Genomic DNA, 14166 nt, shown 5'->3' on the forward strand with positions numbered 1-14166 from the left:
CGGGTGCCGTTCGTCGGTGCGGTCCGCGGGTGTGCCGGTCCGCGTACAGGTTCTGCCGTTGCGGTCCGCGGACGGGGGCGGGGACCGGAGTGTGATCCGGATCACTACTGGCCGGTAAGGGAAACCCGCGTAATGATCCGGCCCCATCCCTGTCCCTCCTGTGAACGACTCATGCGTCACAGGAGTAGCGGAGGGGGCACAGGATGGCGAGCACGGGCGCGAAGGGCGCGGTGGAATGGCTGGCGTCGGCCGCGGACGACCCTCGGGAGTGCAGGTGGGAGTGGGAGCGCAGCCCGCTCGGGGTGGCGCTGCTGCCGGCCGGGCGGCAGTGGGACGTGCTGATCCTGGCCGGCCGGATCGGCTACGCCACCCTCGACGTGCTGACCCGGCTGGCGGGCCGGTCCGGGCCGGTGCTCGCGGACTTCGGTGACCAGCGGATGGGCTTCTTCGTCCCGCCGGGCACCGCGACCCGCTGGCTGGGCACCGGGGTGCGGGCGGCCGGGCTCGGCACCTGGATCGTGGTGCCGTATCCCGGGCGGCCGACCGGGGGAGTGCGCTGGCTGGTCCCCCCGGACGGCTCGGGCCACCTCACCGACCCGGTGGTGCTGGAACTGGCGATGCACGAGGCCGCGGCCCGGCTCTCCGACCTGTCCTAGCCGCACTGACTCGCGTCCGTGGTTCCACCAGCGCCGTCGGGCTCGGCCGGCGACCGGTCGTCGGCCGCGACCGGGTGCCAGTGCGCCTTCAGCCCGTCGCGTCGGCCGATCCGCGTGATCCGCTCGGAGATCCCGTCCCGCAGGCGTGACAGGGCCGCTTCGTCGTCGGCGTCGACGCGCAGCGTCAGCGTGTCCGCGGTGGCGTGCAGGGTCCACCGGCCGTCGGCGAACCGGACGATCCCGTGCGTGTCGGTGTGGTCGACGTGCTGGACCGCGGGCGCGGTCGGGTCCTGCGCGTGTCCGCCGTGAGCGCCGTGGCCGCCGTGCGGATGGTGGTCCATGCGGTCCATCCGGCCCAGGTGGCTGCAGAGTTGGACGAGGTAGCGGCTCGCGCGGTCGGTGGCGAGGCGGGCTTCGGCGGTCGGCATGACCGCTCCTTTCGTGGTGGTGTCGCGTGGTCGTGCCGCGTGGTGGTGCTGCGTGGTGGTGGCGCGTCACCCGCGGGTCAGGTGGGTGCGCCAGCCGCGGATCCCGCCGCTGAGGGCGGGCAGGGAACTGTCGATCGTCACCGGGTCGATGGCGTGGATCTGCCAGCCGTCGGCGAAGTTGCCGCGGATCTCGTCCGGAGTCAGCCGGTGCACGCGTCCGGAGCGGTTCGGCGGTTCGTCGCGGAAGGACAGCACGAAGCACTGCCCGCCCGGTGCGGTCACCTGGCGCAGACCGGCCACGTAGCGGGCGCGGTCCTCGCCGTGGAACCCGTGCAGGACCAGCGAGTCGAGCACGGTCGCGAAACCCCCCGCCGATTCGCCGAGTTCGGCCAGGTCCCGCACGTCGTGCCGCAGGAAGCGCGCGGTCAGGCCGCGCTCCGCCGCCTTGCGTTCGGCCGCGGCCAGGGCGGTGGCGGCGAGGTCGACCCCGGTCGCGTCCAGGCCCAGCCGGGCGGCCATCAGGGTGTGCTCGCCCGTCCCGCAGCCGACGTCGAGTACCGGGCCGCGGAGGATGCCGCCCTCGGCGAGGGCGAGCAGGGCCGGCTGGGGCCGGCCGATGTCCCAGGGCGGCGGGGCCGCGTACAGGGCATCCAGGGAGTCCGGCCCGGCGGCGGGCGGGGCGGTGGCATGGGTGGGCGGTGCGTCGGACACGGGAACCCCTCATCTCCGGTCGGATCGACCTCCTCAGCTTTATCGAGACACTGTGTCTTCGTCAAGGCAGAGTGTCGGAGTGCTGGCGTTGTGTATCCTCCAGGCATGCCGAAGCTGTGGAACGAGACGATCGACGGGCATCGCCGCGCCGTGCGGGACGCGGTCCTGGAGACCACCGTCGCGCTCGTGACCGAGCACGGCCTGGCGTCGGTGACGATGTCGCAGATCGCGAAGGAGGCCGGGATCGGGCGCGCGACGCTCTACAAGTACTTCCCGGACGTCCCGTCGATCCTGCTCGCCTGGCACGACCGCCATGTCGCCGCCCATCTCGCCGCGCTCGCCGGCGCCCGCGACCGGGCCCACGGGCCGTCCGAACGGCTCGGGGCGATCCTGCGCGGGTACGCGCACATCACCCACCGGCGGCCCCAGGACGGCGAGATCGCCGCTTTCGTCCACCGGGACCCCCATGTCACCCGGGCCCAGCGGCAGTTGCACGACCTGGTGCGCGAGGCCGTCGCGGAGGCCGCCGCGGCGGGTGCGGTCCGCGACGACGTCGCCCCCGGCGAGCTGGCGGACTACTGCCTGCACGCGCTGTCCGCCGCCGGAGCGATGCCCTCCGAGGCGGCCGTCCGCCGGCTCGTCGACGTCACCCTCTCCGGCCTGCGGCCCGCACCCTGACGAGTCCGCCGCGTCAGCCCGCCACGTGGAGGGTCAGTGCGGCGGTGTGCACCCTTCCCGCGGTCCGGAACTGGAGGAAGAGCCGCCAGTTCCCCGGAGCCGGCAACTCCGCGTGGAAGGACAGGTCCGGGCCGCCTTCATCCCCGCTCGCCGGCGTGGTCGGGTGCAGGTGGGCGAACGCGGCGTCGCCCGCGTGGAAGGCCGTCAGGTGGGCGTAGGTGCCGAGGTACGGCTGGAGATCGGTGACCGGTTCACCGTTCCTGGTGAGACGGACCGTCAGCGGGTGCTCCATGCCGGCCGTCAAGTCGCCCTGGACGGTCACGGTGCAGCCGTCCACCGTCGTGGTGCCGGCGGCCGCGGGCAGGGTGGTGGTCCGGGACGTGCCGGGGACCGTGACGGTTCGTGACAGCACGAAGTCCTTGCTCCCGCCCGGACCGCCGGCCGGCGTGAACGTGGCGAACATCCGCCAGGAACCCGGCGCGAGCGTGCTCAGCGACGCGGTCCAGGTGCCGTCCTCGGCCATGGTCGGGTGGAGGTGCTGGAAGCCCGTCAGGTCCGAGCGGATGGCGTAGAAGTGCAGCCGCTCGGTCTGGTCCACGGCGAACGCCGTCACCGGCCTGCCGTCCGGGCCGGTCACCGCGAAGCGGTAGGCGGCCGGCCGTCCTGACGGGAGCGCGGCGTCACTGCTGGTGAGGCGGTAGCCGTCCAGGGAGTCGGACAGACCGTCGTCGCCGGGCATCCCGTCCATGCCCGGCATGGACGGGTCCTCGTGCCCGGAACCGCCGGGCGACGGCATCGAGGCGCCGGCCGACGGCATCGCGCCGTGATCCGTGCCGGGCAGGGACGGGGAGCCCTGGGACGACGAACCGCAGGCCGCCAGGGTCAGGGCGAGCGCGGCGGACAGGCCGGCCGAGACGAGAGCGCGGCGGCGCAGGGCGGGGCGGCCGGGACGTGCGGAACGTGCGGGACGTGCGGAACGTGCAGAAACTGACATGGCGATCAGGTCTTTCCGGGTGGGCGCGCCGGACCGGCGCGCGGAGGTGATCAGGGCGGCAGGGGCCGTCCGGCGTCCTGGCCGGAACGGCGGCCCTGATCAGGTCCGCGCGACGCCCACCTGGAGGAGGAGGCCGCGCCCGCCTGGTGGCGGTGGCCCGCGGCGCCTCGTCCTGCCCCGCACCACCACGAGCTCGGCAATTCCGGCCGCCGCAAGCGCCGCAACCACCACCACGAGCCCGTCGATCGGCAGCGCGGAGTGCTCGCGGGCGGGGGTGGACACGCACGAGCCGCCGTGCGCCATCGACGGCGCGGCCGCGCGTACGGCCGGTCCGGTCCAGGAAGGCGACCCCGGTTCATGGCCGCCCGCCGCATGCCCGGCCGGTGCGTGACCGCCCGACGGCAAGGACGCCGGTGCCGCGCCGGAGGCACCCCCCGCGGACATCGGTGCCGCCATGGTGGACGGCATCGCGCCATGGCAGCCCCCGGCGGCGGCAGCCGGAGAGCCGTGCATCAGGAAGAGCCCGGCCAGGAGGGCGCAGACCGCCAGCAGCCGGGGGATACCCGACCTGCCGACCCGCCTGCTGCCCTCCACGGCCCGCGCCTCCCGCTCTCGTCCCGACCGGCCCGCGTCCGAGGACCGCGGTGGATTGCGAGAGTACCCCGCCCGGGTATACGGCGCCCCCGCCGGCGTGACCACCGGTCCCCGGCCGATCCACCCGCGAAACGCACCGGTCGCCTCGTCGTGGACACGCCCTCGCACCGCCCGGGTGCTTGTGGCATCGCGCCGCACGTGGCGACACTGGCGGCAGACGACGACGGAAGGGTTCACCCCGTGACGACCTCGCACCTCACCCACTGGATTGCCGGACGCCCCTGGACCGGCACCGCCGAGCGGCACGGCGACGTCTACGACCCGGCCACCGGCCGCGTCACCGCCCAGGTGGACTTCGCCGGGCCCGAGGTCGTGGACGAGGCGGTGGCCGCCGCCCTGGACGCCTTCCGCGAGTGGCGGCACACCTCCGTCGCCAAGCGCACCGGTGTGCTCTTCGCCTTCCGCGAACTGCTGCACGCCGGGCGCGACGAGCTGGCCGCGCTGATCGTCTCGGAGCACGGCAAGGTGCACTCCGACGCCCTCGGCGAGGTCGCCCGCGGCCTGGAGGTGGTGGAGTACGCCTGCGGGATCCCCCAGCTCGCCAAGGGCAGTTACACCGAGCAGGCGTCCACCGGTGTCGACGTCTACTCGCTGCGCCAGCCGCTCGGCCCGGTCGCGGTCATCTCGCCGTTCAACTTCCCGGCCATGGTGCCGATGTGGTTCTTCCCGCTCGCCATCGCCACCGGCAACACCGTCGTGGTCAAGCCCTCGGAGAAGGACCCCTCCGCCGCGAACCACCTCGCCGGCCTCTGGCGCGAGGCGGGCCTGCCCGACGGCGTCTTCAACGTCGTGCACGGCGACAAGGCCGCGGTCGACCGGCTGCTGGAGCACCCGGACATCAAGGCGGTCTCCTTCGTCGGCTCCACCCCCGTCGCCCGCTACGTCTACGAGCACGGCACCCGCCACGGCAAGCGGGTGCAGGCCCTCGGCGGCGCCAAGAACCACATGCTGGTGCTCCCTGACGCCGACCTCGACCTCGCCGCCGACGCGGCCGTCAACGCGGGCTACGGGGCCGCCGGCGAGCGCTGCATGGCGGTGTCCGTGCTGGTCGCCGTCGACCCGGTCGGCGACGACCTGGTGGAGCGGATCAAGCAGCGCATCGCCACCCTCACCGTCGGCCCCGGTTCGGCGCCGGGCTCCGCCATGGGCCCGCTCGTCACCGGTCCGCACCGCGACAAGGTCACCTCCTACCTCGACTCCGGCACCGCGGACGGCGCCGTCCTGGCCGCCGACGGTCGCAAGCACGCCGTCGACGGCGACCCCGGCGGCTTCTGGCTCGGCCCGACGCTCTTCGACCATGTCCGGCCCGGCATGTCCGTGTACGACGACGAGATCTTCGGCCCGGTGCTCTCCGTGGTCCGCGTGCCCAGCTACGACGCGGGCCTGGCACTGATCAACGCCAACCCGTACGGCAACGGCACCGCGCTGTTCACCAACGACGGCGGGGCCGCGCGGCGCTTCCAGCACGAGGTCGAGGTGGGCATGGTCGGCATCAACGTGCCGATTCCGGTGCCGGTCGCGTACTACTCCTTCGGCGGCTGGAAGTCCTCGCTGTTCGGCGACGCGCACGCGTACGGTGAGGACGGTGTGCGGTTCTTCACCCGCGGCAAGGCGATCACCCAGCGGTGGCCCGACCCCTCGCACGGGGGACTGAACCTGGGCTTCCCGACGAACTCCTGAGTCCCGGCGCCGTCTTCGGCTCCGTGCTCGGACCCCTGCTCGATCTCGGTCCGCCCGCGCCTACCCCGCGGCGTCCGTGGAATCCCCGCGGGCGCCGTGGCCTTCGTGACCGTCGCCGTCGCCGTCCCTGCTGCTCTCGGCATCCCCGTCGCGGGCGGCCGCTCCCGGCACCAGCCGCGCGGCCGCCGCGGCGGACAGCAGGGCCACCGCCAGGCACCAGCTCGCCAGCACGTCCAGCGGCCAGTGGTAGTCGCACCACACCAGCGCCGCACCCACCAGCAGTGCCAGCAGCGCGGTGCCGGCGGCCAGCGCGACCCGGGCCGCCGCGCGCCGGACGAACGGCAGCAGCACCAGTGCCGCCAGCCCGAAGCCCACCGACGACGTCGCGGTGTGCCCGGAGGGGAAGTAGCCGTAGTCCGGGTCGGGATGGATCCGGCCGGGTGCCGGGCGGTCCACCGCGGACTTCACCGCGCCCACCACCACCGGCAGCAGGCACATCGCCAGCGCGGCCGCGGCCGGCGGCACCCACCAGCGCGGCAGCCCCGCGCGCCGCCCGAGGTGGGCGGCCAGCACCAGGGCGACCAGCAGCACCGGTACCGCCACCGCGATGTCGCCGAGGTCGCACAGGACGTGGGCGAGCGTGTCGTACCCGGGGTGATCGGCGGCGGTGTTCCGTACGTGCCGCAGCAGCCGCCCGTCGTCGGCGACCAGCCGGCCGCCGGCGGACACCTGCCAGGTCAGCAGGCAGAAGGCGGTCACGGCGAGGGCGAAGGTGACGAGGAGCCCGGTGAGCGTCCTTGCGGCGGACCCGGAGGGGGGCCGCAGGCGCAGCCGGAACGAGGGCCGGAAAGGAGTCGGCCGCCCCGGAACAGGGGGGAGAGTTCCGGGGCGGCCAGGGCGACCGCCGTACCGTCCGTCCCGGGGGGTTTGGGACGAACGGCCAGCCGATCGGCGAGGATTGCCGGAGCCAAAGGTCCCGGCGGTTTCGTGCGCGAGGGCACTGCTGCGCCGGTGATGGGGATTCATCGGCGCGGTGTCGCCCGCAGCCTCCTCACTGGGATTCGGCCACGTGCGGGGTGTTCCTCGGAAACCGTACGTCACAGGGGGCCCATCAGGGTCGTCGATCACCCGTCCGCCATCAGGCTCGCACACCTTCTTCACGACCCCGTCCCCCGCATCCCACGGGCCCCATTCGTCACACAATCGCACGGTCACACGCCTGCGAAGGCCTCCTCGATGATGTCCAGGCCCTCGTTCAGCAGATCCTCCCCGATGACCAGGGGCGGCAGGAAGCGCAACACGTTGCCGTACGTGCCGCACGTCAGCACGACCAGGCCCGCCGCGTGGCACGCCTTGGCGACCGCGGCGGTCACCGCCGGGTTCGGCTCCTTCGTGCCCGGCTCCACCAGCTCGACCGCGATCATCGCCCCCCGGCCGCGCACCTCGCCGATGACCGGGAACTTCTCCTGCATCGCCCGCAGCCGCGGCGTCATCACCTCGCCGATCCGCCGGGCCCTGGCCGGCAGGTCCAGCTCGCGCATCGTCTCGATCGCGCCGAGCGCGGCGGCGCACGCCACCGGGTTGCCGCCGTAGGTGCCGCCGAGGCCGCCGGAGTGTGCCGCGTCCATGATCTCCGCGCGCCCGGTCACCGCCGCCAGCGGCAGCCCGCCCGCGATGCCCTTCGCCGTGGTGATCAGGTCGGGCACCACGCCCTCGTCCTCGCACGCGAACCACTGGCCGGTCCGGCAGAAGCCGGTCTGGATCTCGTCCGCCACGAACACGATGCCGTTGTCCTTCGCGAACTGCGCCATCCGCGGCAGGAAGCCCTTCGCCGGCTCGATGAAGCCGCCCTCGCCGGCGATCGGCTCGATCACGATGGCCGCGACGTGGTGGGCGCCGATCTGCTTGGTGATCATGTCGATCGCCTGCGCCGCGGCCTCCTCCGCCGCGTGCTCCGGCCCGGTCAGCCAGCGGTAGCCGTACGCCAGCGGCACCCGGTACACCTCGGGCGCGAACGGTCCGAAGCCCTCCTTGTACGGCATGTTCTTCGCGGTCAGCGCCATCGTCAGGTTGGTCCGGCCGTGGTAGCCGTGGTCGAACACCACCACCGCCGGGCGCTTGGTGTACGCCCGGGCGATCTTCACCGCGTTCTCGACGGCCTCGGCGCCGGAGTTGAACAGTGCGGACTTCTTCGCGTGGTCGCCCGGGGTGAGCCGCGCCAGCTCCTCGCACACCTCCACGTAGCCCTCGTACGGGGTGATCATGAAGCAGGTGTGGGTGAAGTCCGCGAGCTGGGCGGAGGCCCGCCGCACGACTGCCTCGGCGCTGTTGCCCACCGAGGTCACGGCGATGCCCGAGCCGAAGTCGATCAGGCGGTTGCCGTCGACGTCCTCCACGACGCCGCCGCCCGCGCGGGACACGAACACCGGCAGGGTCACCCCCACCCCGTCGGCCACCGCGGCCGACTTCCGCGCCGCCAGCTCCCGCGACTTCGGTCCTGGTACTTCGGTGACGAGCCTGCGCTCCTGGGGCACTTCGGTCATGACGGGTGTTCTCCCTCGTACGGCGACGTGGCGGCTTCTTCAGGGTCCTCGGGATCCCCCCGGAGTCTTCGGGGCGCCCTCCGGTCCTCGGGTCGGTCCGGTTCCTCCGGCTCCTCCGCCCCTCCGGTCCTTCCCGGTTTCCGGGTCCTCCCGCAGGCTAGGCCGGGCCCCGGCGGCGCCGCATACTCCGATCGGTCACAGTGCCCGGCGCGGTTTCGCCGGTTCGGACAGTGCGGACGGCGGCGCCGTAAAACGCCAAGATCCTTTTACCGGCGTAGCGGCTCGACTACATTGTGCGCATCGGCGGCGATCAGGGGTGAGGGGCGGGCGCGCGATGGATGCCAGGGACCACAACACCCACCCCCCTCAGTCCCCTCCACCCCCCACCACCCCGGTCCCGCGGCCCGTGGTTCCGCCGCCGATGCCGGCACAGCCCCCGCCGGCGTCGGCGCTGGAGGTGTGGCTGCGCGCCTCCAGGACCATCGACGCACCCGGGATCTACGGGTACGGGCACACACCGCGCCCGAAGCCCGATCCCGACCGGCTGACCACGCGCCAGCTCCTCGGCCTGGCGGGCCTGACCGCAGTTGCCGCGGTGTTCCTGTGGTCGTTGCTGTTCAACGGCGTCAACCTCCCCTTCGAGATCGTGTACACGATCTGCAAGGCGGTCCTCCCGCACGCCGTTGTCCACAGCTTTCTCTTCTCCACCCTGCTCGGCTACAGCTGGTACGCCGCCGTGCTCGCCGTACTGATCCTGGTCCTCGGGCGCAAGGGGCAGTGGGCCGAGGTGTGGCGCCGCTACGGACGTCCCGTCGTCGAACAGCTCAAGGAGCAGCCGGCACCCGGAACCGTGCCCGAGGGCGCGTCCGATCCGGTCGTGTGGCCGGAGTTGAGAGAAGCGGGACAGCACGTGCTGGCCGACCGGCTCACCGCGGAGGTGCGCTCCGGGCGGATGAACGACGTGGACTACAGCCGGGTGCACCAGGCGTGGGCGCGGGCACGGACGGCTCCTCGGGGCCTGGAGGCGTTCGGTGACGGCGTGATGCGCGAAGGGTCCGCGGCGTGCTTGCACCCTTCCGGGCAGCGTGATCTGCCTGCCCGCAGCGCCCTGCACGACCTGTTCACCCGGCAGGTGCGGATCGGCCGGGGCACGGAGGACGAGCGCAATCCGTACCAGCACCGCGGCTCGGGGGTCGCCCTGGACCCCGGCCTGCTCGGCACGGGCCTGCTGGCCGTGGGCCCGCCCGGCTCGGGGAAGACCCGCGCGGTCGTACGGCCCGTCGTCGAGTCGTTGTGCCTGCAGGCACTCACCGGACAGGCCGCGGTCGTTGCGGTGGGCACGGCCGGCGCCGACCTCGGCCCGGCGGACGCCTTCGACGTGGTCATCACGCTCGCCGATCCCTCGTCCCGCTACGACCTCGACCTCTACGGGGGAACCGACCCCGACTCGGCGGCCGCGACCCTGGCGGAGGCCCTGCTCGACAGCCACAGTGCCGACCAGGACGAACTCCGCCGCGCCACCACCGCCCTCAGCCAGATCCTCGGGCCCTACGCGGCCGCGCACCGCCGCTTCCCTTCGGTGAGCGAGCTGCGGGAGCTCCTCGACGGCACCGCGCACGCCTATGCCGGACTCCGTGAAGCGCTCGACGCGGCCGGCCAGCCTGGCATGGCCCGGGAGCTCGACGCGCGGGAACGACAGGCCGACCGGCCCGGTGACATCGGGCCGCGCCTGGCCGATCGTGTCGCCCTGCTGGAGCGACCCGCCTTCGCCGGTTTCTTCGACGTCACCGGGCGGACCCGGCCGTTCTCGATGTACGCGCTCGAACATCCGCTGCGCGTCCGCATCAACCTGCCCGAGCACGGTCACGCGGAGGCCGCCCGGATCCTGGCCAGGCTGGTGCTGGCGCAGTTCACCGCGGCGATCACCGCCCGCCGCGATCGCTCGCTGTTCGCCTGCCTGGTCATGGACGACGCCACGCACACCATCAGTCCGGATGCCGTCCGGGGGCTGGCCCGGCTGCGATCGGCGAACGCCGGCGTGGTGCTGACCCTGCGGACTCTCGACGACGTGCCGGACCACCTGCGCAGCGCGCTGCTCGGCGCGGTCGGTTGCCGCATGGCGTTGTCGGGGATCACCACATGGGACGGCAAGCGCTTCGCCGAGGCGTGGGGCACCACGTGGGTGGAGGCCAGGGACGTGACACGCACGCCCGACCAGACCGGAGGCATGCTGCGCCGTACGACGCGTGGCGTGCGGCGGCTGGTGACCGGTGAGCGGGCGACGACCGAATCCGTCACCGTGCGCAGTGTGGAGCGGGAGCGGTGGTCCGCCTCGGATCTGGCGCAGCAGGTTCCCGCGGGGCACGCGGTGGTGTCGTTGACGACGACCGCGGGGGAGCATGCGCCGCCCGTGCTGGTCGACCTGCGGGCCTGAGGGAGTGAGGTACGGTGCGGGGGAATCGAGGGTGTCGGCGACCGGTCGGCAGAACGTCTCTGAACGGCACCAGGTAGGTATGCCCCTTACGCTCGCGTCGCTCGCGCACCACACGTCGCTCAGGCTCCGCGTCCTCGCCGCGGGCGACCGGCTGGGCTCGGAGGTGCGCTGGGTGCACACCAGCGAGCTGGAGGACCCGGGGCCGTATCTGGAGGGCGGCGAGCTGCTGCTGACCACGGGGCTGAAGCTGGCCACCGGGGACCCGGCGGCGGTGGCCGGGTACGTGCGGCGGCTGGCGGCCGCCGGTGTGGTGGGGCTGGGCTTCGGTGTCGGGGTCGGGCACGACGAGGTGCCGGCGGCGCTGGTCGCCGCGGCGGACGACGCGCAGCTGCCGCTGCTGGAGGTGCCCCGGGCGACGCCGTTCATCGCGATCAGCAAGGCGGTGTCGGCCGCGGTGGCCGCGGACCAGTACCAGGCGGTGACCGCGGGGTTCGAGGCGCAACGGGAGCTGACCCGCGCCGCGCTGGCCCCCGACGGCACCGGCAGGCTGCTGGCGCGGCTGGCCGCGCACGTGGACGGCTGGGCGGCGCTGTACGACGCGTCGGGCGCGGTGCTGGCCGCGGCGCCGGAGTGGGCGGGACGCAGGGCAGCGCGGCTCGGCGGCGAGATCGACCGGCTGCGGGACCTCCCGGCGCCGGCCAGCGCCGCGGTGGCCGGGCCCGCGGGCACCGAGGACCGGGTCGAGCTGCAGTCGCTGGGCACCGGCCGCCGACCGCGCGGCTTCCTCGCGGTCGGCACGGAGGAGCGCCTCGACACCTCCGCCCGCTACGTGGTGCACGCGGCGGTCGCGCTGCTCACGCTCTCGCTGGAACAGTCCCGCGCCCTCGTCGACGCGCAGGGGCGGCTCTCCGCGGCGGTGCTGCGGATGCTGCTGGCGGGGGAGGCGGAGCACGCCCGCAGCACCGCCGGGCGGCTGTACGGCCCGCTCCTCGACGCGCCGGTGCGGCTGCTCATCGCCGAGCCGACCGGGGCCCCCGGAACCCCCGGAACCACCGGGGGCGCCTCGCAGCCGGACGTCCTGACGCGGCTGGCCGAACGCACGGAGACGACGGCCGTCCGCGCCGGTGAACGGCTGCTGGTCGTCACCACGGACGGGCGGCTGACCGTACTCGCCGCCGACGGCGCCGCCGCGCTCACCTCGGCCGCGGAGCTGGCCGAGGAAGCGGACGGGGTCGCGCTCGGCCTGTCCGCGCCGGTCGATCCCGCCGACGTGCCCACCGCCCACGGCCAGGCCGAACGCGCCCTCGCGGTCGCCCGGCGGCGCGGGGTGAACCTGGTCGAGCACGGCGAGATCGGGGTCGGCTCGGTCGTTCCGCTGCTCGCCGACGACGCGGTGCGCGCCTTCGCCGAGGGGCTGCTGCGGCCGCTGCGGGAGCACGACGCGACGTCCCGCGGCGACCTCGTCGCCTCGCTCTCCGCGTGGCTCGCCCATCACGGCCAGTGGGATGCCGCCGCCGCCGACCTGGGCGTCCACCGGCACACCCTCCGCTACCGGATGCGGCGGGTCGAGGAGATCCTGGGCCGTTCGCTGGACGACCCGGACGTCCGCATGGAGCTCTGGCTCGCCCTCAAGACGGAGTCGTGAACCGGGTCCGCCGGGGCCCCGATCACCCCTGACGTCCGAGGCTCGTCCTGCCCCCCGGAGGGCCGGCGCACCCTGGCCAACATGGAGCGGACCGCTCGGGCGGCGCTCCGCCGTGGACAACGGAGCGCCGCGCCCCCGCGAACTACCTTGGAGCCCGCAGCCGAGGAAAGGGCGGAAAGACCGTGACCACCACTGACGCAGCCCCGTACGCGTTCTGGCTCGCGGGGCGCGCGGCCCGCGGCGAGGACGCCTTCGACGTGACCAACCCGTGGGACGGCGGCCTGGTCGGCCGGGTCTCGACGCCGACCGCGGACCAGGTCGAGCAGGCCGTCGCGGCGGCCGCCGCGGCGAAGGACGCGTTCGCGGCGACACCGGCGCACGTGCGGGCCGCGGCCCTGGACCACGTGTCGAAGCGGCTGGCCGAGCGGGCCGAGGAAGTGGCCCGGCTGATCACCGTGGAGAACGGCAAGCCGCTGAAGTGGGCGCGCGGCGAGGTCGGCCGCGCGGTGTCCGTCTTCCGCCTCGCCGCCGAGGAGGCGCGGCGCTTCAACGGCGGCGAGGCACAGCGCCTGGACACCGACCCGGGCGGCGTCGGCCGGCTCGCGCTGACCCGCCGCTTCACCCGGGGCCCGGTGCTGGGCATCGCCCCGTTCAACTTCCCGCTGAACCTGGTCGCCCACAAGGTCGCCCCGGCGATCGCGGTCGGCGCGCCCATCGTCCTCAAGCCCGCCCCGGCCACGCCGCTGTCCGCGCTGCTGCTCGGTGAACTGCTCGCGGAGACCGAAGGGCTGCCCGAGGGCGCCTGGAGCGTCCTGCCGGTGCCGAACGACCAGATGCCCGCGCTGGTGCAGGACCCCCGGCTGCCGGTGATCTCCTTCACCGGGTCCGACACCGTCGGCTACCAGATCGTGGACTCCGTGCCCCGCAAGCACGTCACGCTGGAACTGGGCGGGAACGCGGCGGCGGTCGTGCTCGCGGACTGGTCGAGCGAGCAGGACCTGGAGTGGGCGGCCTCCCGGATCGCCACCTTCGCCAACTACCAGGCGGGCCAGTCCTGCATCTCGGTGCAGCGGGTGATCGCCGACGCGTCGGTGTTCGACGCGCTCGCCGAGAAGGTCGTCGCGAAGGTCCGCGCCCAGGTCACCGGCGACCCCTCCGACGCCGCCACCGACGTCGGCCCGCTGGTCAGCGAGGCCGCCGCCGAGCGGGTCGCGCAGTGGGTCGACGACGCCGTCGCCAAGGGCGCGAAGCTGCTGACCGGTGGCGCCCGGGAGGGTGCGACGTACGCGCCGACGGTGCTCGCGGACCTGCCGGCCGACGCGGTGCTGGCCACCGCGGAGGCGTTCGGCCCGGTGCTGTCACTGCACCGGGTGAACGGCGCCGAGGAGGCGTTCGCGGCCGTCAACGACTCCCGGTTCGGCCTGCAGACCGGTGTGTTCACGCACGACCTCCAGGTCGCCTTCAAGGCCCATCGCGCCCTGGAGGTCGGCGGGGTGATCATCGGCGACGCGCCGTCCTACCGCGCCGACCAGATGCCGTACGGCGGGGTGAAGGACTCCGGGCACGGCCGCGAGGGCGTGAAGTTCGCGATGGAGGACTACACCTACGAGCGGGTGCTGGTCCTGACCGGGCTGGACCTGTAGGACCCCCGAGCAGGTCGGACGTGGCGCGTCCGCGACCGGGAACGGCCGGCGGGCACCCCGCGCGGCCGGCGACACGCGGCCGGGCCGTTGACACCTCGTC

12 protein-coding genes are annotated in these 14166 nt (G+C 74.0%); 6 read left to right on the plus strand and 6 right to left on the minus strand.

The genetic code is table 11. From position 1 onward, the window contains the following. Positions 1 to 203 precede the first annotated feature (203 nt). The gene (locus C4U44_RS36640) at positions 204 to 656 is read left to right on the plus strand and encodes a hypothetical protein (protein WP_103890422.1); all 453 of its coding nucleotides are present in this window, start codon (positions 204 to 206) and stop codon (positions 654 to 656) included. On the opposite strand, the gene C4U44_RS36645 is transcribed toward C4U44_RS36640, so the two are convergent. Continuing rightward, positions 653 to 1084 (minus strand): DUF2218 domain-containing protein, encoded by a 432-nt coding sequence (locus tag C4U44_RS36645; RefSeq protein ID WP_103890423.1) that lies wholly within the window; start codon positions 1082 to 1084, stop codon positions 653 to 655. The genes C4U44_RS36640 and C4U44_RS36645 overlap by 4 nt on opposite strands. Before the next feature lie 66 nt (positions 1085 to 1150). Next, complete coding sequence (locus C4U44_RS36650) at positions 1151 to 1795, minus strand: class I SAM-dependent methyltransferase (protein WP_103890424.1); 645 nt, start codon at positions 1793 to 1795, stop codon at positions 1151 to 1153. Positions 1796 to 1900: 105 nt separating this feature from the next. Between C4U44_RS36650 and C4U44_RS36655 the strand changes: the two genes are divergently transcribed. Continuing rightward, complete coding sequence (locus C4U44_RS36655) at positions 1901 to 2473, plus strand: TetR/AcrR family transcriptional regulator (protein ID WP_103890425.1); 573 nt, start codon at positions 1901 to 1903, stop codon at positions 2471 to 2473. A 13-nt stretch (positions 2474 to 2486) separates the two neighbouring features. On the opposite strand, the gene C4U44_RS36660 is transcribed toward C4U44_RS36655, so the two are convergent. Further along, positions 2487 to 3467, minus strand: a complete 981-nt coding sequence (locus C4U44_RS36660) for a hypothetical protein (RefSeq protein ID WP_200823534.1) — start codon at positions 3465 to 3467, stop codon at positions 2487 to 2489. A gap of 99 nt (positions 3468 to 3566) precedes the next feature. Next, positions 3567 to 4061, minus strand: coding sequence for a hypothetical protein (locus C4U44_RS36665; protein WP_103890426.1), 495 nt, complete (start codon positions 4059 to 4061; stop codon positions 3567 to 3569). A gap of 240 nt (positions 4062 to 4301) precedes the next feature. Between C4U44_RS36665 and C4U44_RS36670 the strand changes: the two genes are divergently transcribed. Further along, positions 4302 to 5801, plus strand: a complete 1500-nt coding sequence (locus C4U44_RS36670) for a CoA-acylating methylmalonate-semialdehyde dehydrogenase (protein WP_103890427.1) — start codon at positions 4302 to 4304, stop codon at positions 5799 to 5801. A gap of 60 nt (positions 5802 to 5861) precedes the next feature. Here C4U44_RS36670 and C4U44_RS36675 read toward each other — a convergent pair whose 3' ends face one another. Both C4U44_RS36675 and gabT read right to left on the minus strand, forming a co-directional pair. Then, on the minus strand, positions 5862 to 6560 hold the full coding sequence (locus C4U44_RS36675; RefSeq protein WP_160145183.1) for a phosphatase PAP2 family protein: 699 nt from the start codon (positions 6558 to 6560) through the stop codon (positions 5862 to 5864). 452 nt (positions 6561 to 7012) lie between these two features. Further along, positions 7013 to 8344, minus strand: a complete 1332-nt coding sequence (gene gabT / locus C4U44_RS36680) for a 4-aminobutyrate--2-oxoglutarate transaminase (RefSeq protein WP_103890429.1) — start codon at positions 8342 to 8344, stop codon at positions 7013 to 7015. 421 nt (positions 8345 to 8765) lie between these two features. Here gabT and C4U44_RS36685 point away from each other — a divergent pair, with 421 nt between their 5' ends. The 3 genes from C4U44_RS36685 (at position 8766) to C4U44_RS36695 (ending at position 14066) form a co-directional block, all read left to right on the plus strand. Further along, positions 8766 to 10778 (plus strand): type IV secretory system conjugative DNA transfer family protein, encoded by a 2013-nt coding sequence (locus tag C4U44_RS36685; protein WP_235032621.1) that lies wholly within the window; start codon positions 8766 to 8768, stop codon positions 10776 to 10778. A 79-nt stretch (positions 10779 to 10857) separates the two neighbouring features. After that, positions 10858 to 12423 carry a PucR family transcriptional regulator gene (locus tag C4U44_RS36690; protein WP_103890431.1) on the plus strand — a complete coding sequence of 522 codons (1566 nt, stop codon included), beginning with the start codon at positions 10858 to 10860 and terminating at the stop codon, positions 12421 to 12423. Positions 12424 to 12605: 182 nt separating this feature from the next. Next, positions 12606 to 14066: an aldehyde dehydrogenase family protein gene (locus C4U44_RS36695; RefSeq protein ID WP_103890432.1), complete on the plus strand. Its 1461-nt coding sequence runs from the start codon at positions 12606 to 12608 to the stop codon at positions 14064 to 14066. Positions 14067 to 14166: the final 100 nt, after the last annotated feature.

The organism is Actinacidiphila yanglinensis (assembly GCF_900107965.1).
Classification (GTDB): domain Bacteria; phylum Actinomycetota; class Actinomycetes; order Streptomycetales; family Streptomycetaceae; genus Actinacidiphila; species Actinacidiphila yanglinensis.